Source organism: Streptomyces sp. CB02980 (assembly GCF_014451325.2).
GTDB lineage: Bacteria > Actinomycetota > Actinomycetes > Streptomycetales > Streptomycetaceae > Streptomyces.
Genome location: NZ_JACSCH020000008.1, coordinates 88731 through 111733 on the forward strand (window position 1 = coordinate 88731; position 23003 = coordinate 111733).

Annotated in this window: 21 protein-coding genes; 11 read left to right on the plus strand and 10 right to left on the minus strand. The window is 73.9% G+C overall.

Annotation, left to right across the window (positions count from 1 at the left end; translation table 11 throughout):
- Positions 1 to 157 precede the first annotated feature (157 nt).
- A complete protein-coding gene (locus E0F75_RS18485; protein WP_187623620.1) occupies positions 158 to 883 on the plus strand; it encodes a DNA alkylation repair protein in 726 nt (241 codons plus the stop codon).
- Positions 884 to 1009: 126 nt separating this feature from the next.
- A complete protein-coding gene (locus tag E0F75_RS18490) occupies positions 1010 to 1855 on the plus strand; it encodes a spermidine synthase (protein ID WP_187623621.1) in 846 nt (281 codons plus the stop codon).
- On the opposite strand, the gene E0F75_RS18495 is transcribed toward E0F75_RS18490, so the two are convergent.
- Both E0F75_RS18495 and E0F75_RS18500 read right to left on the minus strand, forming a co-directional pair.
- Positions 1817 to 3226 (minus strand): MFS transporter, encoded by a 1410-nt coding sequence (locus tag E0F75_RS18495; protein ID WP_187623622.1) that lies wholly within the window; start codon positions 3224 to 3226, stop codon positions 1817 to 1819. The genes E0F75_RS18490 and E0F75_RS18495 overlap by 39 nt on opposite strands.
- A 187-nt stretch (positions 3227 to 3413) precedes the next feature.
- Entirely contained in the window at positions 3414 to 4583 is a 1170-nt protein-coding gene (locus tag E0F75_RS18500) for a hypothetical protein (protein WP_187623623.1), read from the minus strand.
- A gap of 122 nt (positions 4584 to 4705) precedes the next feature.
- Here E0F75_RS18500 and E0F75_RS18505 point away from each other — a divergent pair, with 122 nt between their 5' ends.
- Together E0F75_RS18505 and E0F75_RS18510 are read left to right on the plus strand one after the other, a co-directional pair.
- On the plus strand, positions 4706 to 5143 hold the full coding sequence (locus tag E0F75_RS18505) for a DUF4442 domain-containing protein (RefSeq protein ID WP_187623844.1): 438 nt from the start codon (positions 4706 to 4708) through the stop codon (positions 5141 to 5143).
- Positions 5144 to 5339: 196 nt separating this feature from the next.
- Positions 5340 to 5993 carry a DedA family protein gene (locus E0F75_RS18510; RefSeq protein WP_187623624.1) on the plus strand — a complete coding sequence of 218 codons (654 nt, stop codon included), beginning with the start codon at positions 5340 to 5342 and terminating at the stop codon, positions 5991 to 5993.
- Positions 5994 to 6078: 85 nt separating this feature from the next.
- Here E0F75_RS18510 and E0F75_RS18515 read toward each other — a convergent pair whose 3' ends face one another.
- A complete protein-coding gene (locus E0F75_RS18515; protein WP_187623625.1) occupies positions 6079 to 6606 on the minus strand; it encodes a gamma carbonic anhydrase family protein in 528 nt (175 codons plus the stop codon).
- Positions 6607 to 6738: 132 nt separating this feature from the next.
- Here E0F75_RS18515 and E0F75_RS18520 point away from each other — a divergent pair, with 132 nt between their 5' ends.
- Positions 6739 to 7485, plus strand: coding sequence for an acyltransferase (locus E0F75_RS18520; protein WP_187623626.1), 747 nt, complete (start codon positions 6739 to 6741; stop codon positions 7483 to 7485).
- Positions 7486 to 7512: 27 nt separating this feature from the next.
- On the opposite strand, the gene E0F75_RS18525 is transcribed toward E0F75_RS18520, so the two are convergent.
- Positions 7513 to 8376 (minus strand): DMT family transporter, encoded by an 864-nt coding sequence (locus tag E0F75_RS18525; RefSeq protein ID WP_187623627.1) that lies wholly within the window; start codon positions 8374 to 8376, stop codon positions 7513 to 7515.
- A gap of 104 nt (positions 8377 to 8480) precedes the next feature.
- Between E0F75_RS18525 and E0F75_RS18530 the strand changes: the two genes are divergently transcribed.
- The gene (locus E0F75_RS18530; protein WP_187623628.1) at positions 8481 to 9053 is read left to right on the plus strand and encodes a helix-turn-helix domain-containing protein; all 573 of its coding nucleotides are present in this window, start codon (positions 8481 to 8483) and stop codon (positions 9051 to 9053) included.
- Positions 9054 to 9144: 91 nt separating this feature from the next.
- A complete protein-coding gene (locus E0F75_RS18535) occupies positions 9145 to 9708 on the plus strand; it encodes a YbaK/EbsC family protein (protein WP_187623629.1) in 564 nt (187 codons plus the stop codon).
- A gap of 23 nt (positions 9709 to 9731) precedes the next feature.
- Here E0F75_RS18535 and E0F75_RS18540 read toward each other — a convergent pair whose 3' ends face one another.
- The 3 genes from E0F75_RS18540 to E0F75_RS18550 all read right to left on the minus strand — a co-directional run bounded on the left by E0F75_RS18540 (position 9732) and on the right by E0F75_RS18550 (position 13291).
- On the minus strand, positions 9732 to 10172 hold the full coding sequence (locus E0F75_RS18540) for a CoA-binding protein (RefSeq protein ID WP_187623630.1): 441 nt from the start codon (positions 10170 to 10172) through the stop codon (positions 9732 to 9734).
- A 79-nt stretch (positions 10173 to 10251) separates the two neighbouring features.
- A complete protein-coding gene (locus E0F75_RS18545) occupies positions 10252 to 11760 on the minus strand; it encodes a carboxylesterase/lipase family protein (RefSeq protein ID WP_187623631.1) in 1509 nt (502 codons plus the stop codon).
- Positions 11761 to 11791: 31 nt separating this feature from the next.
- The gene (locus E0F75_RS18550) at positions 11792 to 13291 is read right to left on the minus strand and encodes a long-chain fatty acid--CoA ligase (RefSeq protein ID WP_187623632.1); all 1500 of its coding nucleotides are present in this window, start codon (positions 13289 to 13291) and stop codon (positions 11792 to 11794) included.
- A 300-nt stretch (positions 13292 to 13591) separates the two neighbouring features.
- Here E0F75_RS18550 and E0F75_RS18555 point away from each other — a divergent pair, with 300 nt between their 5' ends.
- The 4 genes from E0F75_RS18555 (at position 13592) to E0F75_RS18570 (ending at position 20245) form a co-directional block, all read left to right on the plus strand.
- Positions 13592 to 15052: a CdaR family transcriptional regulator gene (locus E0F75_RS18555; RefSeq protein ID WP_229312727.1), complete on the plus strand. Its 1461-nt coding sequence runs from the start codon at positions 13592 to 13594 to the stop codon at positions 15050 to 15052.
- 57 nt (positions 15053 to 15109) lie between these two features.
- Positions 15110 to 15736: a YigZ family protein gene (locus tag E0F75_RS18560; protein WP_187623633.1), complete on the plus strand. Its 627-nt coding sequence runs from the start codon at positions 15110 to 15112 to the stop codon at positions 15734 to 15736.
- A 295-nt stretch (positions 15737 to 16031) separates the two neighbouring features.
- Positions 16032 to 17210 carry an exonuclease SbcCD subunit D gene (locus E0F75_RS18565; protein WP_187623634.1) on the plus strand — a complete coding sequence of 393 codons (1179 nt, stop codon included), beginning with the start codon at positions 16032 to 16034 and terminating at the stop codon, positions 17208 to 17210.
- Positions 17207 to 20245, plus strand: coding sequence for an AAA family ATPase (locus E0F75_RS18570; RefSeq protein WP_187623635.1), 3039 nt, complete (start codon positions 17207 to 17209; stop codon positions 20243 to 20245). The genes E0F75_RS18565 and E0F75_RS18570 overlap by 4 nt, the downstream gene beginning before the upstream one ends.
- On the opposite strand, the gene E0F75_RS18575 is transcribed toward E0F75_RS18570, so the two are convergent.
- The 3 genes from E0F75_RS18575 to E0F75_RS18585 form a co-directional block, all read right to left on the minus strand.
- Positions 20235 to 20684, minus strand: coding sequence for an Lrp/AsnC family transcriptional regulator (locus E0F75_RS18575; protein WP_187623636.1), 450 nt, complete (start codon positions 20682 to 20684; stop codon positions 20235 to 20237). The two genes, E0F75_RS18570 and E0F75_RS18575, sit on opposite strands and share 11 nt — an antisense overlap.
- 67 nt (positions 20685 to 20751) lie before the next feature.
- On the minus strand, positions 20752 to 22455 hold the full coding sequence (locus E0F75_RS18580) for a DUF885 domain-containing protein (RefSeq protein WP_187623637.1): 1704 nt from the start codon (positions 22453 to 22455) through the stop codon (positions 20752 to 20754).
- Positions 22456 to 22504: 49 nt separating this feature from the next.
- Positions 22505 to 23002, minus strand: coding sequence for an Lrp/AsnC family transcriptional regulator (locus tag E0F75_RS18585; protein ID WP_187623638.1), 498 nt, complete (start codon positions 23000 to 23002; stop codon positions 22505 to 22507).
- Position 23003 lies beyond the last annotated feature (1 nt).

Here is a 23003-nt window from a genome sequence, read left to right on the forward strand (position 1 = left end):
TCGCCGTAATGTGCGTCATGTCCCGCCTGGCGAACAGCCCATGGCCTCGGCGCACAACTCACGACCCCGGGCGGCCAGCCCACGACCCGGGGAGGACAGCCCACGCCCCCGGGCGGACGGTGACCCAGGGCGGACAGCCCACGACACGGAGGGCCCCATGACCGAGACCGTGCCGACGGCCGGCGGCCCCGCCGGCATCCCCGACAGCGCCCTCGCCGACACCCTTCTCGAGCGGCTCACCACCGTCTACCCGGCCGCGGGGAACCCCTTCCGGGCGCAGGAGATGGTCGCGTACATGAAGGGTGTCGCCCCCTTCCTCGGGCTGCGCACCCCCGAACGCCGGGCCTTGTCCCGCACCATCCTCGACGGCACCCCCCGCCCGGACGAGCAGGACTGCGCCGCCGTCGCCCTGCGCTGTTTCGCGCTGCCCGAGCGCGAGTACCACTACTTCGCCGTCGACTATCTGCGCCGCCATGTGACGCGCTGCTCGTCCGGATTCCTGCCCGTCGCCCGCCGGCTCGTCACCACCGTCTCCTGGTGGGACACGGTCGACCACATCGCCGCCCATGTCGTCGGCGGTCTGGTCGCGGCCGATCCCGCCCTGGGCGACCGCATGGACGAGTGGATCGAGGACGAGGACCTGTGGGTGGCCCGGACGGCGATCCTCCACCAGCTGCGGTTCAAGGGTGCCACCGACGCGGACCGTCTCTTCGCCCACTGTCTGCGCCGTGCCGCCGACACCGACTTCTTCCTCCGCAAGGCCATCGGCTGGAGCCTGCGCGAGTACGGCAAGACGGCTCCGGCCGAGGTCGGCGCCTTCGTCGCCGCGCACACCACCCGGCTCTCACCGCTCTCGGTCCGCGAGGCCCTCAAGCACCTCTGAGCGAGCCGGGACCGTCCAGGACGACCCAGGACCGTCCAGGACCGCGGGGACGGCGCCGACCGTCTCCCCCCCCGTCTCTCCCACCACCCCGATCGTCTCTCCCACCGCCCCCTGCACAATGAGAGCGTGAACGAGCAGATTCCCGTCATCCGTGAGGTTGACCAGGGCACCGCGCGCCTCATGCCCGATGTGGACCGGGAGCGGGCCTGGCTGCTCACGGTCGACGGCGCGCCCCAGTCGTACGTCGACCTCGACGACCCGGCGTACCTGGAGTTCGAGTACGCGCGCCGACTCGCCCATGTCGTCGACGGTGCCGCCGACGACGGCGAGCCGCTGGACGTCCTGCACCTCGGCGGAGGGGCGCTCTCCCTGCCGCGCTACGTGGCCGTCAGCCGGCCCGGCTCGCGCCAGGACGTGGTCGAGGCCGACCGGGGGCTGCTCGCGCTCGTCGCCGAACACCTGCCGCTGCCCGAGGGGTCCGGGATCACCGTGCACGGTGCGGACGCCCGGCGCTGGCTGGAGGCGGCCCCCGCCGCCTCGGCCGACCTCGTCGTCGGCGATGTCTTCGGCGGCTCCCGCGTGCCCGCCCACCTCACGTCCGTGGAGTACGCGCGCGAGGTCCGGCGCGTCCTGCGACCCGACGGCATCTACGCCGCCAACCTGGCCGACGGGGCGCCCTTCGCGTTCCTCCGCTCCCAGCTCGCCACCTTCGCGGCCGTCTTCCCCGAGCTCGCGCTGGTCGCCGAACCGTCCGTGCTGCGCGGCCGCCGCTTCGGGAACGCGGTCCTGGTGGCCTCCGGCCGTGAGATCGACACCGCGCACCTCGCCCGCCGGGCCGCGGCGGACGCCTTCCCCGCGCGCGTGGAGCACGGGGACACGCTCGACCGGTTCACCGGCGCCGCGGCACCGGTCCTCGACGCCGGGGCCGTCCCGTCACCCGTTCCGCCGGAGGGCGCCTTCGGCATCGGCTGAGGCACCGGCTGAGGCATCGGCCGGGACATCGGCCGAAGCGGGGGCGGCTGCGAGAGGCACGGCTGTCGGAGCCGGTACGGAGCCGGAGGCGGCGGCCGGCGCGGTCGAGCCGACCGGCTCCTTCGTGTGCGGACGCCGGGTCAGATTCCGTACGTCCGGCACCAGCAGGACGAGCGCGGTGACCAGCACCATCAGCCCCGCCGCGCCCCACAGCGCCGTGCTCCGGCCGAAGGAGTCCTCCGCCGGGCCCGCGAGCGCCGTCGTCAGCGGCAGCAGGGCCGTCGAGCCGAACCAGTCGTAGGCCGACACCCGGGACAGCTTCTCCTCCGGGATCTCCTGGTGCATCGTCGTCATCCACGAGACGCCGAAGACCTCGATGGCCACACCGCTGACGAACATCGCCGCCGTGAGCCCCACCGCGTCGAGCGGTACGGCGAGCGCCGCCGACGGCAGCGCGATCGGGAAGACGCAGAGCGTGCCGACGAACAGCAGCCGGCGCGGTTTCCAGCGGGCCATCAGGACGGCGCCCGCGAGCGTTCCCACCCCGTACGCGGCGAGCGCGATGCCCCAGGGACGCGCGCCGCCCAGCTCGGCCTTGGCCACCAGCGGCCCGTACACCGACTCGACCGCCCCGATCAGCCCGACCACGACGGAGAACTGGGCGACGATCGACCACAGCCAGGGCCGGCCGATGAACTCGTGCCAGCCCTCCCGCAGATCGGCGAAGAGACCGCCGCCGGGAGCGCGCTCGGGGATGCCGCTCACGTCCAGGAACGCGCGCAGCCCGCCCGCGACCGCGAAGGCGACGGCGTCGATCAGGAGGACCCAGCCGGGTCCGACGAAGGCGACGAGGGCGCCGCCGAGCGCCGCGCCGCCGATGGACGCGCCGTGCATGGCCATCCGGTAGACGGCGAAGGCGCGGCTCGCCTGCTCCCCCGTGACGCTGGACATCAGCATGCCCTCGGCCGCCGGGTTGAAGAAGGCCTGCCCGGTGCCGCAGAGCGCGGTGAGCATCATCATCTGCCAGATCTGGGCCGTGCCCGCGAGCACGAGGGCGGCGAAGACGGCCTGTGAGACGCAGTTGAGGACGTTGGCGGCGACCATCACCCGGTGCCGGGGCACCCGGTCGGCGATCGCGCCGCCGATCAGCAGGAAGAGGACGAGCGGCAGGAACCGTGCCATCGCCACGAGTCCCACGTCGCCGGCGTCGCCACCGGTCTCGAACACCGCCCAGGTCGTGGCGATCAGCGCGCCGTGCGTGCCGAGGTTGGTCACGATGGTGGCGGCGGTCAGGAGGACGTAGTTGCGTCCGGCCCACTCGGGGCGGCGCGAACCGAGGGGGGCGCGGTGGGGGGCGGCGGGACTGTTCACCCCGGGACTATCCCTGGCGGGCCGCTCCTGTGCCAACCCGATATTCGGACGGGGCGCCCTGGGCGCCGGACCGGGGCCCGGAGGCGCCGGCCCGGGGCGGCCCGTAGGGAGTTCCGGACGGGGCGACCCCGGCGCGTGGACGGACCACGTGCCGGGGCCGCCCCGTCGAATGTCGCATCGGGTCCGGTCAGGACTGCGGCGCGAGCCGGACCGTCGACAGGATCTGCTTGATGGTGGCGTCCGGCAGCTCGTCCTTGACGCCGTCGGCCCCGTACAGCACCCAGGTCGAGAAGTCGCCCTTGGCGTTCTTGAAGGTGAAGGCGATCGACTTGCCGTCCGTCTCGCACTTGTTGCGCTTCTTGACGCCCGGCGCCGTCGCCATCGCCATGTGGCCGGTGAGGCCGGACTTCGTCTTGTACGGCACCGGCTTGGTGATCTTGATGGTGCTCTGCGGCATGTGCTGGGCGTAGCCGCCCCACACCCACGTGCCGGCTTCGCTGCGCGAGGCGTCCGCGGTGTTCTTGGCGCCCTGGCCGCCCTTGGTGCCGGCGGTGCTCAGGCCCCAGGTCTCCATCGTGCCGTTCTTGTCGGTGTCGTACGTGCACCACTCGCTCTTGAGGCGCGACGGCGACGACATGGTGACGAGCGGGCTGCCGTCGTTCTTCTTCTCGTCCTCGAAGAAGGTGATCATGCCCGGCTTCAGTACCTGCCACTCGGGCGGTACGTCGAAAAGGGTGCCGTACTTCGGGTTGTAGACGACCTTCCAGCCGGGGATCGTCGGCTGCTGGGCAGCCCCGTCACGCGGGTTGGCGATCCCGGACGGGGAGTCGCTCGGCTCCGTGGAGGGGACCGTCGACGGGTCGGCGGACGGGTCCACCGGTGCGGTGGGCGTCGTGGTCGGCTTCTGGTCGTCGGCGGTCGTCTTCTTGTCGTCGTCCTTGCCGAGGACGAGGAAGCCGGTGACACCGGCGGCGACGACCACGGCGGTCGCGGCGACGATGGCCACGAGCGTCGTCTTCTTCTTCCCGCCGTCGGGCCCGCCGGGCTGCACCGGTCCCGGCACCGCGTACTGCTGCGGAACGGTCGGCTGCTGGTACGGGTTCGGCTGGCCGTAACCCGGCTGCTGACCGTACCCCTGCTGCGGATAGCCGGGCGGCGCCGGCGGCTGCTGCGGGTAGCCGGGCTGCGTCGGCGGCTGCTGCGGATGGCCGGGCTGCGTCGGCGGCTGCGGATACCCGGGCTGGGCAGGCGGCTGCTGATACGGGTTCGGCTGCTGGTACCCCGACTGCTGATAGGGGTTCTGATTCTGGTCCTGCGGGTTCTGCTCGCCCCCGGGCGGCTGCTGTCCTGGCCACATGGCCAGTAACCATAGAGGTGCGGAGGCGCCGCGACCACGCCCGCCCCCCGCACGGCGTGCGCGCGGGGGGATGGCCAAGGCTGCTACTCGTGGGTAACATCACGGCCATGAGCGCAGACCAGATGACCGTCGGCGAGATGCTCGCCGCCACGGTGCCCATGGCCGGAACCCTGAACCTGGAGTTCCTGGAGACCACCGCCGAGCGCGCCGTCGTGCGCCTCCCGGACCAGCCCGCCTACCACAACCACGTCGGCGGCCCGCACGCCGGAGCGATGTTCACGCTCGCCGAGTCCGCCAGTGGCGCCATCGTGCTCGCCGCGTTCGGCGACCAGCTGAGCCGCGCCGTGCCGCTCGCCGTCAAGGCCGAGATCGGCTACAAGAAGCTCGCGATGGGCGTCGTCACGGCCACCGCCACCCTGGGCCGCCCGGCCGCCGAGGTCGTCGCCGAACTCGACGCCGGGCAGCGGCCGGAGTTCCCGGTGAAGATCGAGATCACCCGCGAGGACGGCGCCGTGACCGGCGAGATGACCGTCCTCTGGACCCTGCGCCCCAACGCCTGACCGCGGACGCCGTGGACCGCCCCCGCACCCCCTTCCGGAGTGCGGGGGCGGCCGCGTTCCCGGCGGCCGGCGGCACGGGCCGTCCGCCCCGACCGGGTAGGCTGCCCCGGCGTGCCCGCCGCGGTGCACGCCGGCGCCAGGGACCCCCGACCAGGGGCCGGGCGCGGCAGGGCAGTCGAAACGGGAGGAAGCCGCGTTGCACGTCCAGGAGTGGCTGGAGACGATCCCCGCGGTCGCGGTCTACGTCCTCGTCGGCGTGGTGATCGGGCTGGAGAGCCTGGGCATCCCGCTGCCCGGCGAGATCGTGCTCGTGAGCTCGGCGCTGCTCGCCTCGCAGCACGGCGACATCAACCCGTACGTCCTCGGCGCGTGCGCCACCGCCGGCGCGATCATCGGTGACTCGATCGGTTACGCGATCGGCCGCAAGGGCGGACGGCCGCTGCTCGCCTGGCTGGGGAAGAAGTTCCCCAAGCACTTCAGCGAGGCCAACATCGGGCTCGCCGAGCGCTCCTTCCAGAAGTGGGGCATGTGGGCGGTCTTCTTCGGCCGCTTCATCGCCCTGCTCCGCATCTTCGCCGGGCCGCTCGCGGGCGTCCTGCACATGCCGTACTGGAAGTTCCTGATCGCCAACGTCTTCGGCGGCATCCTCTGGGCCGGCGGCACGACGGCCGTCATCTACTCGGTCGGCATCGTCGCGGAGGCCTGGCTCAAGCGCTTCTCGTGGCTGGGACTCGTCCTCGCCGTGCTGATCGGCGTCGCCTCGATGCTGATCATCAAGAACCGCGCCAAGAAGGCGGCGGCGGAGCAGGCCGAGGCCCCGGAGCCGGCGCCGGTCGCGGTCGCCGACTGAGACCGGACCCGCCAGGAGGCATGTGAGGGAGGGCGGCACCCGTCGACGGGTGCCGCCCTCCCTCACGTACCGGACGCCGGACGGCTCACGATCCGAAGGCCTCCGCGTGGCCCTTGGCGAGGTGCAGATACATCTCGGCGTTCAGCCGGATGCCCGCCTGCTCCTCCTCGGTCAGCGGACGGCGGACCTTCGCGGGGACGCCCGCCACGAGCGAGCCCGGCGGGATCTCCATCCCCTGCGGGACGAGCGCCTGCGCGGCGATCAGCGAACCCGCACCGATCCGCGCACCGTTGAGGACGGTCGCGCCCATGCCGACGAGCACGTCGTCCTCGATGACGCAGCCGTGCACGGTCGCGTTGTGGCCGACGGTCACGCGGTCACCGATCGAGACGGGGAAGCCGGGGTCGACATGGACCGTGCAGTTGTCCTGGATGTTGGAGTCCTCGCCGATCGCGATGGGGCCGCAGTCCGCGCGCAGCACCGCGTGGTACCAGATGCTGGCGCGGGCGGCGAGCGTCACCTCGCCGAGCACGACGGAGGTCGGGGCGGTGAAGGCGGTCGGGTCGATCTGCGGCTCCTTGCCGCCCACACCCTTGATCAACGCCTCTGTCATGGTTCGCTCCTGATGGTCAGCCGTCATGTCACGCCCGGGGGTGCCCCCCGGGCGCAGCCTATGCCGTGCCCATGACGGACATCACAGCGCACTGCGGTGATCAGGCACGACGGTGCCGACTACGGTGTCCGGGTGCCCAGGAACAGAAACACGTTCTCATCCCTTGCCGCCTGGCGGCGCCGGATGCTCAACCGTGCCGTGCAGGGCGGCTGGCGCTGGGTGCAGGAGACCGGATCCGTCACGGCAGAGCACCCCGGGAAGCTGCGTTTCCGCCGGCTCGGCGCGGGCACCCGGCTCGCGTTCCCGCAGGGCACGGTCTTCGGCGAGCGGTGGATCGAGATCGGCGAGTGCTGCATCGTCGCCGAGCAGGTCACGCTGACGGCCGGGATGCTGCCGGGCCTGGACCTCGGGACGGACACGGTGCTGACGCTCGGCGACGGCGTCGTCCTCGGCCGGGGCAGCCATGTGATCGCCGACGCGAAGGTGACCATCGGCTCGGACACATACTGCGGTCCGTACGTCTACATCACCTCGACCAACCACAGTTACGACGACCCGGACGAGCCGGTCGGCCGTCAGTGGCCCCGCTCGGAGCCCGTCACGATCGGCCCCGGCTGCTGGCTCGGCACGGGCTCAGTGATCCTGCCCGGCGCCCGCATCGGCCGGAATGTGGTCGTCGCCGCGGGCGCGGTGGTGCGCGGCGAGGTGCCCGACCACTCGGTGGTCGCGGGCGCCCCGGCGAAGGTCGTCCGCAGCTGGGACAGGGAGAAGGGCTGGCAGCCCCCGCTGCGGACCCCGGCCCCGGTCCCGATCCCCGACCACGTGACCTCCGAACAGCTCGCGGCGCTCGCGGCGTGGGAGGTCGAGCAGGCGCGTTAGGCCGGCCCGCCTGGCCTGTCGGCCCGCCTAGCCCGTCGCGAGGAGGACCGTGCCCACCAGGGCGAGGCCCGCGCCCGCCGCCTGGATCGCGCGGAGGCGTTCCTTGAGGACGCCGTAGGCCGCGAGCGCCGTGACCACCGGGTAGAGGCTGGCGAGGACGGCGGCGACCGTGACCGGGCCCTGCTGGGCGGCGATCGCGTACGTACCGTTCGCGGCGACGTCGGCGAGGCCGACGAACGCGAGGGCCGGGAGAGCCGCGCGGATCACCTGCGGGCCGCCCTCGGGCAGGGCCCTGCCTCCGCGCTTCACCGAGGCGTAGAGGGCCCCGCCGCCCACCAGGACGTTGGTGACGCGCTGGACGAAGAGGGCCAGGAACAGGCCGGTGACCGTCGTGGAGGCCTCGGCGATCAGCGCCATCACCGAGCCGAAGCCGAAGGCCGCGACCAGGGTGAGCAGGACCGCCTGGCGCTGGACGGGCGCCCCGCGCAGCTCCGGTCCGCCGGCGAGGACCACGCCGAGGATCGCCACGCCGATCCCGGCGAACTGGACGAGCCCCGGCCGGTCTCCGACGAGCAGGCCGACCGAGACGGGGACGACGACGCCGAGCGAACCGAGCGGCGAGACCACGCCCATCGGGCCGAGCGCGAGCGCCTTGTAGAAGGCGAGCATGGCAGCCGGGCCGACGACGCCCGCCCCGACCGCGTACCAGAGCTGCGGTCCCGCCTCGGTCCACGCGCCGGTCGCGAGGACGACGGTGCCGAGGACGACGACCGCGAGCAGCTGGGAGACCACGACGACCGTGAGGGCGGGGATCCGGCGCGTCAGGAGCCCGCCGCCGAAGTCGGCGAGGCCCCACAGAAGGCTGGTGGCCAGGGCGAACAGGGCGGTCATGAGTCCTCGCAGTCACGGGCGGCAGTACAGTGCAGTGAACAATCGGGTGCACCCCACCGTAGTTCAGTGTATTGAACTCTGTCATCCAAAATATTGGACGGAATGTGTCGGACCTCGATCAGCTCACGCAGTCGCTCGCCCGGAACCTGAAGCGCTGGCGCAAGGAGCGGGGACTCACCCTGGACGCCCTCGCCGCACGGGCGGGCGTCAGCCGCGGCATGATCATCCAGATCGAACAGGCCCGGACGAACCCCAGCGTCGGCACCACCGTGAAGCTCGCCGACGCGCTCGGCGTCTCCATCACGACGCTGCTCGACTACGAGCAGGGCCCCCAGGTCCGGATCGTCCCGCCGGACCAGGCCGTCCGCATGTGGTCCACCTCCACCGGAAGCCACACCACCCTGCTCGTCGGCACCGAGGCCCGCGGCCCCCTGGAGCTGTGGTCCTGGACCCTCATGCCGGGCGACGGCAGCGCCTCCGACCCGCACCCCGACGGGACGATCGAACTCCTCAACGTCACCGCGGGAGTCCTCACCCTGGTCGTCGACGGCGAGGAACACCGCCTGCCGGCCGGCACCTCCGCCGTCTTCGAGGCCAACACGGGGCACGAGTACCGCAACGACGGCGACGAGCCGGCCGAGATGACGATGGCCGTCTCCATCCCGCCCGTACGCTGAGACGCCCCGAGTCCGCCCGCCCGTACCCTCGGCCGCCCGTACGTCGAGACGAGCGTCCGGGTCCCGGGCGGTCGTTGTTAGCGTGAGGCGTATGCGCGCACCCATCGGCACCTTCGACGACGCCCGGCCCGCCCCCGACTGCCTCGACCTGCTGACCGGCCCCGTCGCCGCCGCCGTCCGGGCCTGGACCGGGCCCGTACCGGCCGATCGGCTGCTGTACGTGGACACCGACCCGGCCATCGCCGACACCGCGGTCTTCGTCGAGCACTACGGGCCCGCCCTGCTCGACGAGTCCGCGAACTGCGTCGTCGTCGCGGGCAGGCGCGGCGAGACGACCACCCTGGCCGCGTGCGTCGTGAAGTCGGCGACACGGGTCGACGTCAACGGGGTCGTACGCAAGCACCTCGGCGCCCGCAAGGCCTCGTTCGCGCCGATGGACACCGCGACCGGCGAGACCGGCATGGAGTACGGCGGCATCACCCCCATCGGCCTTCCGGCCGACTGGCCCCTCCTCGTGGACGCCGCCGTGGTGGACACCGAGTGGGTCCTGGTCGGCAGCGGCCGCAGGCGGGGCAAGCTCATCCTGCCGGGCAAGGCCTTCGCGCAACTCCCGGGCGCCGTCGTCCTGGAGGGGCTCGGCGTCCCCGTCGCCTGAGGCCCCGAAGAGCCCCGAGGGCCTCAGCCCAGGCGCGGGATCTCGATCGCGGGGCAGCGGTCCATGATCATGTCCAGGCCCGCCGCGCGCGTGCGGGCGAAGGCGGACTCGTCGATGACGTCCAGCTGGAACCAGACCGCCTTCGCACCGACCGCGACCGCCTCGTCGGCGATCCCGCCCGCCTGCTCGCTGTTGACGAAGACATCGACGACATCGACCGGGAACGGGATGTCGGCGAGGGACGCGTACCCCTGCTCGCCGTGGACGGTCTCCGCCTTCGGGTGGACCGGGACGATCCGCTTCCCGAAGCGCTGGAGGACGGCCGCCACGCCGTACGCGGCCCGCCGCGTGTTCGTGGAGAGGCCGACCACCGCCCAGGTGTCGCCGGTGGACGTGAGGATCCGCCGTACGGTCTCCTCGGCGGAGTAGCCGGTCGGGTCGGCGGTCGTGTTCTCGACGCTCATCGCGCTCGCTGCCTCTCTTCGGTGTGGCCCGTCAGCCACGTCAACCGGCCACCACCTGCCGTGATTCCCGCCATCGCCCTCAGGCGTCCCAGGCCCGCCGTTCGGCCTCACGCGGGGCCTCGACCAGGGACGGGAGGCCCGGGCCGAAGGTCATCACCGGGCGGGCCGGATCCCACCGGCGCCAGCCCGGGTCGCCCGTCGCCGCGAAGGACACCCAGGCCGCGTGCATCGCCGCCGCCAGGTCGCGCGGCGCGTCAGGTCCCGCCAGCGCGCGGGTCTCCGGCAGGTCGAGCGTGTCGAAGACGAAGCCGAGTTCCAGAGCGTGACAGGCGCCGAGGCCGAGCACGGGGGAGCGCCAGCCGAACTCGTACAGATACGTCCCCGCGCGCGCGTCCGTCCCCAGACGACCGCCGGAGCGGAGCCGGGCGTCCGCGAGGTCGTTCAGCGGGATCCTGAGCAGCTTGTCCGTGGCGAGCGCGCCCAGGACCTCGCCCGGCTTCTCCTGCGGACGGCCCGCGCGGTACACCCGGGCAGTCCGGGACGGCACCTTCGTCCTCCACAGCAGGAGCCGCTGGACCACGGGGCCCACCCGGTCCGTGACCCCGCTCGGCACGAACCACAGCCGGTACTCCTCCGTGGTCGTGCCCATCAGCAGATCCACTTCGGCCGAGGCCCCGTCCGCGAGCGCCTCCGCCGGATCGCGCGGCACCACCTCGCCGTCCACGACGATCTGGAAGGAGTGACCGCCGGTCAGCGGCGACCCCTTGCCGGTCACCTCCGTCTGCGCCGCGAGCAGCCGATCCCGGTCCACGCGCGCGAAGGCATCCGCCGTGGCCGGCACCTTCAGCCGGGCGGCCACCGCCTCCGTGGTCCGGCGCGCCCTGTCGAGCGGCTGGGCGATGGGCGCCCCGCTCTGCACCACCGCCCGGCGGAACAGTCCCTTCGCGAGCGGCGAGGCGAGCAGCGCGGCGATCGAGATCGCGCCCGCCGACTCGCCGAAGACCGTCACCCGCTCCGGGTCCCCGCCGAAGGCCGCGATGCTGTCCCGTACCCAGGTCAGCGCCGCGATCTGGTCGCGCAGGCCGAGGTTGCAGGGGGCGTCGGGGAAGACCCCGAACCCCTCGATCCCCAGCCGGTAGTTGACCGAGACGAGGACGACTCCGTCGCGGGCGAAGGCGGTGCCGTCGTAGACGGGGACCGCCGAGGAGCCGTGGACGAGCGAACCGCCGTGGATCCAGACCATCACCGGGCGGCCGCCCTCACCGGGACCCCCGTCCGTGCCACCCGGGCGGTCCGGGGCGTCCCACGGGGCCCACACATTCAGGTTGAGGCAGTCGTCGCCCGCGATGTCGGGGTCGGGGAGCAGCGCGTCGAGCGGTGGGGCGTACGGGCGTTTCGGCGCCGTCGCGCCGAAGGCCGTGGCCTCCCGCACCCCGTCCCAGGGCTCGACCGGCTCAGGCGCCCGGAACCGCAGCGGGCCCACCGGGGCCTGTGCGTACGGCACGCCGAGGAAGGCGGCCACCCCGTCCTTCGCCGAGCCGCGCAGGGCTCCGTACCGGATCAGGACCTCGGGTCCCCGCTCCACCATCGATGCCGCCCTTCCTCGGAACGTCGGAGTATCAGGCCTGCGGCCCGGCCTGCGCCACCAGCGCGCGCTTCAGGATCTTGCCCGTCGGGCCCAGTGGCAGCTCCTCGACGAAACGCACGATCCGGGGGTACTTGTGGCGGCCGAGCCGCTCCCGCGACCAGTCGACCAGCTCGTCCTCGGAGAGCGGGGCGGCGCCCGCGCGGCGCACCACCACCGCGCAGACCTCCTCGCCCTTCGCGTCGTCGGGGACGCCGATCACGGCGACCTCCGAGACCGCGGGGTGGCGCACGAGCACCTCCTCGACCTCGCGCGGGTAGATGTTGAAGCCGCCGCGGATGACCAGGTCCTTCTTCCGGTCCACGATCCGCAGGAAGCCGTCCTCGTCCCGAACACCCAGGTCGCCCGTGCGGAACCAGCCGTCCACGACCGCCGCCGCGGTCGCCTCCGGGTCGTCGAGGTAGCCGGCGAAGACGTTGTGCCCGCGCACCACGACCTCACCGATCCCGCCGTCCGCGAGCAGCAGGACCTCGTCGTCCACGGCCGCGTCCGCGATGCCCACCTCCACACCCCAGACCGGGTGCCCGACCGTGCCGGGCCGGCGGCCGATGTGCGGCTGGTTGAAGGTCGCGACCGGCGAGGTCTCCGTCAGGCCGTACCCCTCCAGGACCTGCGTGCGGAAGGTCTCCTCGAAGCGCTCCAGGACGGCGACCGGCAGCGCGGCTCCACCCGAAACGGCGGCGCGCAGGGCCTCCGGCCGTACGTCGGAACCGGCCGCCGCCTCCACCAGGGCGTGGTACATCGTCGGTACGCCCATGAAGACCGTCACGCCCTCGTCGGCCAGCACCCGCAGGGCGGCCGGGCCGCTGAACCGGGGCATCAGCACGAGCGTCGCGCCCTGCCGGAGCGTCCCGTTCATCGCGCAGGTCTGGCCGTAGCTGTGGAAGAGCGGCAGACAGCCGAGGACCACGTCGCCCGCGCCGAGCCCGAGCAGGTCCTGCGAGGTCACCGAGGCGTTCATGACGATGTTGAGATGGGTGAGCAGGGCCCCCTTGGGGCGGCCCGTCGTTCCGCTCGTGTAGAGGATCACCGCGGTGTCCGAGGGCTCCGCCGGCTCGGCGGCGGCGAGCGGCCGCGCGGTCGAGGGCGCCCCCTGGAAGGCGCGTACGCCGGCCGCGCGCGCCGCCTCGTCGGCGACCGCCCACAGCGGCCCGCCGCTGACGATGCCCACCGCGCCGCTGTGCTCCAGGACGTACCGCACCTCGTCGGCGACGAGCAGCGCGTGCACCGGGACGACCGTCGCGCCGGCGGCGAGCGCGCCGTAGTACACCCGCAGGAACTCGATCGTGTTCGGCAGCAGTACGGCCAGCCGGTCGCCCGGCTTCACCCCGGCCTCGCGCAGCCCGGCGGCGCAGCGCAGCGCCTCCGTCCACAGCTCGCCGTAGGTCAGCCGGGTCGCGCCCTCCACGACCGCGATCCGGTCGGGGAAGTGGCGGGCGGACTCGCCGAGGACGCCGGCGACGCTCAGTGACATGGCACGCTCCAGATACGCGGAGTCAACAGCTCCGTTGACGATCGGTGACACGGCACAGAATCCGCCGCGACCCCGTCCGGACGCCATGTGCAGGTGCCCACCATGTGGCCCGTAGAGCTGGGCAGTGGCCCCGCCGTCCCGCCCGACCCGTGGCATTCGCCAAATCCCGGCGCTACCGTGCGAGCCATGACGCACAGCTCGGCCGCACCCGGAGAGCCCCCGGGGTCACGTCCCGGCGAAAGCCGCACCACTCCGGCGCGCGCGGGCGGCCCCGGCGCGCCCGCGACAGGCTCCGGCGGAATGCGCCCGCCCCTGAACGGCTCCGGTTCCGGGTTCCGCTCCGGCTCCGGGTCCGGGTCCGGCTCCGGTTCCGGGTCCGGTTCCGGGTTTGGTTCCGGTTCCGGCGGAACCCAGGCCGGCCCGACGGGCTCCGGCGCGCGCCCCGGTGGCTTCCACACGCCCCTGAGCGGCTCCGGTGGCTCCGGCGCGCTACGACGCGCGCTCGCCACGGCGATGCTCGCCGACATCGACCGGCTCACCGACCGCGCCGTCGACGACATCCGCGCCCACTCCGGTACGTACGCCTCCGGCGCACCCGTCACCCGCGAGGACCTCTGGGAGATCTGCCGCGACAACCTGCTGCGCGCCCTGGAGGACTTCGGCGGGCTCGCCGCGACCGGCGGCGACTTCGAGTGGGCGGCCCGCGAGACCGGCCGCCGCCGCGCCGAGCAGGGCGTGCCGCTCGACACCGTGCTCCAGGCCTACCGGCGCGGCGGCCGGGTCCTGTGGCAGGTCATGGCCGAGTACCTCCGGATCCGGGCCGGACGGGATTCCGACAGCCGGGACGTCGAGCTCGACATGGCGAGCGGCGTCTGGGAGACCATCGACCGCTACTCGGTCGCGATGGCCGACGCGTACCGGATCGCCCAACTGGAACTCCAGAGCCGCCAGGACACCCGGCGCGTCGCCCTCTTCGAGGCCCTGCTCGACGGGCGCGCCGACGACCCCGCCGTCGCCTCCGCCGCCGCGGCCGCGCTCGGCGTCCCCCCGGTCGACCGGTACGTCGTCGTGGTCGCCGCCCAGGACCCGGCCGCCCCGCCGCACCCCTCGCCGGTCCTGGAGGCCCAGGGCATGTGGTCGTACTGGCGGCCCCGCTCCGGCCGGTACGCCGGGATCGTCCGGCTGCCCCGGCGCGACGCGCCCGCCGGGCGGGCCGCGGCGGCCGCCCCGCTCGGCGGCACCGACCCGGCCACGCGCGCGCTCCTCGCGGCCCTGCGCGAGCGGACCGGGGCGACCGCCGGGGTCTCGCCGGAGTTCGACCGCCTCTCCCAGGCGGGGCGGGCCCTGCGACTCGCCGAGCAGACCCTCCGTACCCTCCCCGCCGGCAGCGGTGAGGTCGGCGTCTTCGACGACCGGCTCGCCCAGGTGCTGCTCAGCGGGCGCACCGACATCGCCGAGCGGATCGTCACCGTCCACCTCGGCTCGGTGCTCGCCACCGGCGGCGAGCGGGCCGCGCTCCTCACCACCCTGCGCGCCTGGCTCGACCACGGCTGCTCGGCCTCGCGGGCCGCCGACCAGCTCTACTGCCACCGCAACACCGTCCTCAACCGCATCGGCCGCATCTCCGAGCTCACCGGCCGCTCCAGCGAGTCGGGCGAGGCCCGGCTCGGCTGGGCCCTCGCCCTGCGCGCCCTGCCGTACGCCGGCCTCGCGACCCCGCCCGAACCGGCCGCCGGGGAGCGCGAGCCGGAGGCGATGTAGCCGGGGCTGCCGTGACCGCCGGAATGGGGCGGCGGTCGCGGAACGTAGGCTGGCCGGATGCAGGAGCAGTACGTCACGTTGGCCCGCGAGGGTGTGCACGAGTCCGAGATCAACCGCTCGCGCTTCCTCTGCGCGCTCGCGCCCGTCGCCGACGAGCGGGAGGCGCAGGAGTTCGTCGCGCGCATCCGCAAGGAGCACCCGACCGCCAGCCACAACTGCTTCGCGTACGTCCTCGGCGCCGACGCGTCCGTCCAGAAGGCGAGCGACGACGGCGAGCCCGGCGGCACGGCCGGTGTCCCGATGCTGCAGATGCTCCTGCGCCGCGAGATGCGGTACGTCGTCGCCGTCGTCACCCGCTACTACGGCGGCGTGAAGCTCGGCGCGGGCGGGCTCATCCGCGCGTACGGCGGGGTGGTCGGCGAGGCCCTCGACGCGCTCGGCACGGTGACCCGGCAGCGCTTCCGGCTCGCCACCGTCACCGTGGACCACCAGCGCGCGGGCAGACTGGAGAACGACCTGCGGGCGACCGGGCGCGCCGTCCGTGACGTGCGCTACACCGACGCCGTCACGATCGAGATCGGCCTCCCGGACTCGGACGTCCCCGCCTTCCGCGCCTGGCTCGCGGACGCCACGGCGGGCACGGCCTCCCTCGAACTGGGCGGCGAGGCGTACGGGGACGCGTGAACCGTGACGGGGGACACAGGGAGGCGTGAACCGTGACGGGGGAGACAGGGAGGCGTGAACCGTGACGGAGGCGTACCCGGGGACGCGTGAACCGTGAGGGGCCCCACGGGCCGGCGCGAAGCGTGACGGACGCCCGCAGGCCCGCGTGAACCGTGACGGGCAAGGCCTGATCGGCGCCCTCTGACGGACGAGCCCGTACGGACCCGACCACACCCCCCGGCGGGATAGCGTGGTGGGCGCACACGGACGGGAACCAGCGGCGAGGAGCGGCGCACATGCGGGGTGGGACGGCATCGTGAGGCTCCTGCACACCTCGGACTGGCATCTCGGCCGGTCCTTCCACCGCGTCGGCCTCCTCGACGCCCAGGCCGCCTTCCTCGACCACCTCGTGGCCACCGTCCACGCGTACGAGGTCGACGCCGTCCTCGTCGCCGGTGACGTCTACGACCGGGCCGTGCCTCCGCTGCCCGCCGTCGAGCTGTTCGACACCGCGCTGCACCGTCTCGCCGAGGCCGGTGTGCCCACAGTGATGATCTCCGGCAACCACGACTCGGCCCGCCGTCTCGGCGTCGGCGCCGGACTCATGGAGCGCGCCGGTATCCATCTCCGTACCGACCCGGCCGGCATCGGCACCCCCGTCGTCCTCACCGACGCCCACGGCGACGTCGCCCTCTACGGCCTGCCCTACCTCGAACCGGCCCTCGTCCGGGAACGGCTCGGCGCCGAGAAGGCCGGGCACGAGGCCGTGCTCGCCGCCGCCATGGACCGGGTCCGCGCCGACCTCGCCGACCGGCCCGCCGGCACCCGCTCCGTCGTCCTCGCCCACGCCTTCGTCGCGGGCGGCGCGCCCAGCGACAGCGAGCGGGACATCACCGTCGGCGGCGTCGCGGCCGTCCCCGCCGGGACCTTCGACGGCGTCGACTACGTCGCCCTCGGCCACCTCCACGGCAGCCAGACCGTCACCCCGCGCGTCCGGTACTCCGGTTCCCCCCTCGCGTACTCCTTCTCCGAGGCCGACCACCGCAAGACCATGTGGCTCGTCGACCTGGGCCCGAGCGCCCCCGGCGGGGCGATCACCGGCGCCGAGCGGCTCGACTGCCCCGTCCCGCGCCCCCTCGCCCGGCTCCGGGGACGGCTCGACGACCTCCTCGCCGACCCCGCGCACACGCGCCACGAGCAGTCCTGGGTCGAGGCCACGCTCACCGACCCGGTGCGCCCCGCCGAGCCGATGGCCCGGCTCACCGCGCGCTTCCCGCACACCCTGAACCTGGTCTTCGACCCCGAGCGGACGGGCGACGACCCCGGCGCCTCTTACGCCCAGCGGCTCAGGGACCGCACCGACCAGCAGATCGCGGAGGACTTCGTGGCCCATGTGCGCGGCGGCTCGGCCCTCGACGGCGCCGAGCGGACGGTGCTCTACGGCGCCTTCGACGACGTACGGGTCGACACGGCCGAACGCGAGGTGGGCCGGTGAGGCTGCACCGTCTGGAGATCACCGCGTTCGGACCCTTCGGCGGCACCCAGACCGTCGACTTCGACGCCCTCTCCGCCGCCGGTCTCTTCCTCCTCCACGGACCGACCGGCGCCGGCAAGACCTCTGTCCTCGACGCCGTCTGTTTCGCCCTCTACGGGAGCGTGCCCGGCGTCCGGCAGACGCCCGGCGCGACGCTGCGCAGCGACCACGCCCCCGTCGGCACCTCCACCGAGGTCGTCCTCGAACTGACCGTGGGGGAGCGGCGCCTGGAGATCACCCGGCGCCCGGCCCAGCAGCGCCCGAAGAAGCGCGGCGGCGGCTTCACCACCGAGAAGGCCCAGACCTGGCTGCGCGAGTACGACCCCGCCACGCGCGCGTGGAACGGCCTCAGCCGCTCCCACCAGGAGATAGGGGAGGAGATCACCCAGCTCGTCGGCATGAGCCGCGAGCAGTTCTGCCAGGTCGTGCTCCTCCCGCAGGGCGACTTCGCCCGCTTCCTGCGCGCCGATGCCGAGGCCCGCGGCAAGCTCCTCGGCCGGCTCTTCGACACCCGCCGCTTCGCCGCCGTGGAGGAGCGCCTCGCCGAACTGCGGCGCGCCGCACAGCAGCAGGTCGAGGAGGGCGACGAGCGGCTCCTCGCCCTCGCCCACCGGATGGGCCAGGCCGCCGGGGGGCTCGCCGTCGCCCGTACCGCGGTCGAAGGACGGCCCGGCGACCCCGGCGTCGCCGGCGCCGTCCTCACCTGGGCCGCCGTCGCCCGTACGGAGGCTCGTGAGGCACTCGACATCGCGCGCGTACGGCTCGACGCGGCCGAGGCACGGCAGGGCGCGGCACGCGCCGCGCTCGACGCCGAGAACGACCTGGCCGCCCGCCAGGCCCGACACGCCGACGCGCTGCTCCGCCACGAGCGGCTCACCGCCCACGCCCCCGAGCGGGACCGCCTCCAGACCGCCCTCGACCGCAGCCTGAAGGCGGACCGGGTGGCCCCCGCGCTCGGACTGCGCAAGGACGCCGAGCGCGAGCACACCACCGCGCACGCCGCCCGCGCACGCTCCCGCGCCCAGCTGCCCGCCGACCTCGCCGACGCCGGGGCCGAGCACCTCTCCGCCCTCGAACACCGGTTGCGCGAGGAGCTCGGCGGCCTGGAGGCCGCCCGCCGCGCCGAGCGCCGCGCCGCCACGATCGCCGACGAACGCGCCGCGCTCGCGCGCGAGGCACGCGCCGACGACGACGTCCTCCGTGACACCGCCGACTGGCTCGCCGGCTGGGAGCCGCGGCGCGCCGCGCTCAGCGAGCACGTCGAGGCCGCCCGCGACGCCGCCGCCCGTGCCGAGCACCTCGCCGGCCGTCTCGAACCCGCCCGCCGCCGCCGCGACGCGGCCCGCCGCCGTGACGCCCTCGCCGAGGACACCCGGGCGGCCGAGGCGCGCCTCGCGGACGCCCGGGAGCGCCGGAACACCGCCCACGAGAGCTGGCTCGACGTCAAGTCCCGCCGCCTGGAGGGCATCGCGGCCGAACTCGCGGTGACCCTCGCCCCGGGCGACCCCTGCCAGGTCTGCGGCTCCACCGCCCACCCGGCCCCCGCCCGCACCACCGCCGACCACGTCGACCGCGCCACCGAGGACGCCGCCTACGCCGCCTACACCGGCGCCGAGGAGACCCGTACGGCCGCCGAGCGTGCGCTCGCCGTCACCCACGAGTCCTGGTCCACGGCCCGCGCGGAGGTCCAGGCGGGCGCCCCGACCGGATCGCCCGAACCCACCGTCGGTGAACTCGCCCATGAGGTCGAGGAGTTGACCGGCCTCCACGCCGAGGCGCACGCGCTCGCCGGACAGACCCACAGCGCACGGGAGACGCTCGCGCGGGCCGAGCGCGAGTACGAGAAGCGGGTCGCCGCCCAGCGGGAGGCGGAACGGCGGGTCGCCGCGCGGACCTCGCGGCGCGAGGCCCTGGACCGCGAACAGCTCGCCCTCGACGAGGAACTCACCCGGGGCCGCGGCGCGTTCGCCACCGTGGCCGAACACGCCACCCGCCTGGAGCGGCGGATCGCCCTCCTGGTCGACGCCACCGGCACCGTGCGGGCCGCCGAACTCGCCGCCCAGCGCCTCAAGGAGGCCGACGACCGCCTCGCCGACGCCGCCTACCGCGCGGGCTTCGCCACCCCGGCCGAGGCCGCCGCCGCCCTCCTGCGCGAGGGCGAGCGCCGCGACCACCAGCAGCGCGTGGACGCCTGGCAGGCCGAGGCCGCCGCCGTCGCCGACCGGCTCGCCGAGCCCGGTACCGCGGCCGCCGCCGCGCTTCCGCCGGCCGACCCCGCGGCGGCCGGCGCCGCCCACAGCGCGGCGGAACGCGCGCTCCGCGAGGCCGACTCGGTCCTGTCCGCCGCCCGCGAACGCGCCACCGGCCTGGCCGGCCTCTCCCGGTCGGCCCTCACCGAGGTCCGCCGCCTCGGGCCGCTCCGCGAGGAGTACGACCGGGTGGCCCGCCTCGCCGCCCTCACCGCCGGCACCTCGGCCGAGAACGAGCGCCGGATGCGCCTGGAGTCGTACGTCCTGGCCGCCCGCCTCGAACAGGTCGCGGCCGCCGCGACCGCCCGACTCCAGCGGATGTCCTCCGGCCGCTACACCCTGGTCCACTCGGACGCACGCTCCGGCGGCAAGCGGGCCGGCCTCGGCCTGCACGTCGTCGACGCCTGGACCGGCAACGAGCGCGACACCGCCACGCTCTCCGGCGGCGAGACCTTCTTCGCCTCGCTCGCGCTCGCCCTCGGTCTCGCGGACGTCGTCACGGACGAGGCGGGCGGCGTACGGCTCGACACCCTCTTCATCGACGAGGGCTTCGGCAGCCTCGACGAGCAGACGCTCGACGAGGTCCTCGACGTCCTCGACTCGCTGCGCGAGCGAGACCGCAGCGTCGGCATCGTCAGCCACGTCGGCGATCTGCGCCGCCGGATCCCGGCCCAACTGGAGGTCGTCAAGGCGCGGCACGGCTCGGCCGTACGTCTCCGCACCGGAGGGGACGCGCTCAGCGGCTGAGCGAACGCCTCGGCAGCGGCGAGGAGTAGACCACGCTGGTGGTCACCGAACCGAGCGTGGCGATCTTTCCGGAGATCTCCTCAAGGTTCCGCATGGACCGCGCGGCGACCTTGAGGACGAAGCAGTCGTCGCCGGTGACGTGGTGCGCCTCCAGGACCTCCGGGGTGGTACCGAGCAGATCGTGGAACGGCTTGTAGTTGCCGTGCGGGTAGCGGAGCCGTACGAATGCCAGGATCGGCAGCCCGAGCCGGTCCTGGTCGACGATCGCCGTGTACCCGGTGATCACCCCGGCCTCCTCAAGGCGCCGCACCCGCTCGGTCACCGCGGACGGCGACATCGACACCGTACGGGCGAGCTCGGCGAAACTGGCGCGGCCCTCGGACTGGAGGGCTTCGAGAATGCGCCAGTCGGTGGCGTCGGGGGTGTACTCGGAGGTCATGTACGAGAGATAGCAGGGGATTCCCCGGCCGATCAAGCGATCGACCGGGGATCTCGGTGCTCGGTCCTCACAGCCGCGAGAGCTCGTCGACCAGGTCGTCGAGGCCCAGCGGGCCCTGCGAGAGGGCCGCCATGTGCCAGGCCTTCGCGTCGAACGCGTCACCGTGCGCCGCCCGCGCGTTGGCGCGGCCGAGCAGCCAGGCGCGCTCGCCCAGCTTGTAGCCGATGGCCTGGCCCGGCATCGACAGATAGCGGGTCAGCTCGCTCTCCACGAAGGACGGCGGGCGGCTGCTGTGCCGCTGGAAGAACTCCTGGGCCAGCTCGGGCGTCCACCGCTCGCCCGGGTGGAACGGCGATTCCGCCGGGATCTCCAGGCCCAGGTGCATGCCGATGTCCACGATCACCCGGCACGCGCGCATCATCTGCCCGTCGAGGTAGCCGAGGCGCCGCTCCGCGTCGGGCAGGAAGCCGAGTTCGTCCATCAGGCGCTCCGCGTAGAGCGCCCAGCCCTCACAGTTGGCGCTGACCTTGCCGATGGTCGCCTGGTAGCGGGAGAGGCGGTCGGCGACGTGCACCCACTGGGCGAGCTGGAGGTGATGGCCGGGTACGCCCTCGTGGTACCAGGTCGACACCAGGTCGTACACCGGGAAGCGCGTCGTGCCGTCCACCGGGAGCCAGGTGCGGCCGGGCCGGGAGAAGTCCTCGGACGGGCCGGTGTAGTACGGCGCGGCGGCGCCGCCCGCCGGGGCGATGCGGGACTCCACCCGCCGTACCCGCTCCGCGAGTTCGAAGTGGGTGCCGTCGAGCGCCTCGATGGCCTCGTCCATGAGCTGCTGGAGCCAGACCCGCACCTCGTCGACCCCCTCGACATGGGCGCCGTGCTCGTCGAGGTGGGCGAGCGCCTCCCAGGGGCCGGCGCCGGGCAGGATCCGCTCGGCCTCGGTCCGCATCTCGCCGAGCAGCCGGTGGTACTCGGTCCAGCCGTACGCGTACGCCTGGTCGAGGTCCAGATCGGTGCCGTTGAAGTAGCGGGTCCAGCGCTGGTAGCGCTCCCGGCCCACCGTGTTCGGGGCGTCGGCGACGGCCGGGGCGTACACGTCCCGCATCCAGTCCCGCAGGTCCGTCACGGCCTCGGTGGCGCCCCGGCCCGCCTTCGCGAGCCCGGCGCGCAGATCCTCCGGCAGGGTGTCGGGGGCCGCGGTGGCGAACTCCTCGAACCAGCCCGGCTTTCCGCTCTCCGCGCCCGCCCACTCGGTGAGCTGCTCGACGAAGGTGGCGGTGGGGCGCGGCCCGCCGAGGAGCTTGCGCTCGAGACCGAGCGCGAGCGCGGACCGGTAGCCCTCGAGCGCGGCCGGGACCGCGCGCAGCCGGGCGGCGACCGCGGCCCAGTCCTCCTCGGTCTCCGTCGGCATCACCGTGAAGACGATGCGGACGCTGTGCGCCGGCGAACGCATGTTGCTGACCGTGCAGAGGCCCTCCTCGGCCTCGAGCATGGCGAGTTCCGCCGTCAGGCGCTCCCGCAGCAGACGGGCACACCGCTGCTCGGCCTCGCTGTCCGCACCCGGGACGCGCTCCGCCGCGTCGAGCCGGGCGAGCGTCCGGCGGGCGAGGTCGGCCACGGCCCGCTGGCCGGCCGGCGAGAAGTCGGGCAGCAGTCCGGCGCTCTCCTTGACTCCCAGGTACGTACCGGTGATCGGGTCGAGGGCGATGAGTGCGTCGACGTGTTCGTCGGCGACCTGGCGGGGCAGCGGGCTGCTGGAAGTCTCTGGCATGGGGGCCATCCTGGCGCCTCCGGCAAGCCCGCGTCACCCTCGTCGAGGGTCAGTCGGCTGACAAGGACGGGCTCGAAACGGGCGGCAGAAGCGGGCCGCACTCCCACTCCTGGAAGATCAGCCGGGTCTCGACGCGGGCCACCTCACGGCGCGAGGTGAACTCGTCGAGGACGAGTCGTTGCAGGTCGGCGGGGTCCGCTACAGCCACGTGCACCAGGTAGTCGTCGGGTCCCGTCAGATGGAACAGCGCCCGGGACTCCGGCAGGGCCCGGATCCGGTCGACGAACGGACCGATCAGTTCCCGCCGGTGCGGCCGGACCTGGACGAGAAGGAGCGCTTCAAGCCCTCGGCCGAGTTTGGCCGGATCCAGTCGTAGCTGGTGTCCGAGGATCACGCCCGTGCGGCGAAGACGCGCCACCCGGTCCAGGCAGGTGGACGGTGCCACTCCGACCTCGGCGGCGAGTTCGCGGTAGGTGGTCCGGGCGTCGTTCTGCAGGAGGCGAAGAATGTGCAGATCGACCGCGTCCAGTACGACAGAATCGGCCATC

What these genes read in the sequence shown, in the direction of transcription:
- E0F75_RS18485 (WP_187623620.1), top strand. Translation starts at nt 158, where the DNA reads ATGACCGAGACCGTGCCGACGGCCGGCGGCCCCGCCGGCATCCCCGAC.
- E0F75_RS18500 (WP_187623623.1), bottom strand. Translation starts at nt 4,583, where the DNA reads ATGTGGCCAGGACAGCAGCCGCCCGGGGGCGAGCAGAACCCGCAGGAC.
- E0F75_RS18505 (WP_187623844.1), top strand. Translation starts at nt 4,706, where the DNA reads ATGACCGTCGGCGAGATGCTCGCCGCCACGGTGCCCATGGCCGGAACC.
- E0F75_RS18515 (WP_187623625.1), bottom strand. Translation starts at nt 6,606, where the DNA reads ATGACAGAGGCGTTGATCAAGGGTGTGGGCGGCAAGGAGCCGCAGATC.
- E0F75_RS18525 (WP_187623627.1), bottom strand. Translation starts at nt 8,376, where the DNA reads ATGACCGCCCTGTTCGCCCTGGCCACCAGCCTTCTGTGGGGCCTCGCC.
- E0F75_RS18535 (WP_187623629.1), top strand. Translation starts at nt 9,145, where the DNA reads ATGCGCGCACCCATCGGCACCTTCGACGACGCCCGGCCCGCCCCCGAC.
- E0F75_RS18540 (WP_187623630.1), bottom strand. Translation starts at nt 10,172, where the DNA reads ATGAGCGTCGAGAACACGACCGCCGACCCGACCGGCTACTCCGCCGAG.
- E0F75_RS18545 (WP_187623631.1), bottom strand. Translation starts at nt 11,760, where the DNA reads ATGGTGGAGCGGGGACCCGAGGTCCTGATCCGGTACGGAGCCCTGCGC.
- E0F75_RS18550 (WP_187623632.1), bottom strand. Translation starts at nt 13,291, where the DNA reads ATGTCACTGAGCGTCGCCGGCGTCCTCGGCGAGTCCGCCCGCCACTTC.
- E0F75_RS18555 (WP_229312727.1), top strand. Translation starts at nt 13,592, where the DNA reads ATGCGCCCGCCCCTGAACGGCTCCGGTTCCGGGTTCCGCTCCGGCTCC.
- E0F75_RS18560 (WP_187623633.1), top strand. Translation starts at nt 15,110, where the DNA reads ATGCAGGAGCAGTACGTCACGTTGGCCCGCGAGGGTGTGCACGAGTCC.
- E0F75_RS18575 (WP_187623636.1), bottom strand. Translation starts at nt 20,684, where the DNA reads ATGACCTCCGAGTACACCCCCGACGCCACCGACTGGCGCATTCTCGAA.
- E0F75_RS18580 (WP_187623637.1), bottom strand. Translation starts at nt 22,455, where the DNA reads ATGCCAGAGACTTCCAGCAGCCCGCTGCCCCGCCAGGTCGCCGACGAA.
- E0F75_RS18585 (WP_187623638.1), bottom strand. Translation starts at nt 23,002, where the DNA reads ATGGCCGATTCTGTCGTACTGGACGCGGTCGATCTGCACATTCTTCGC.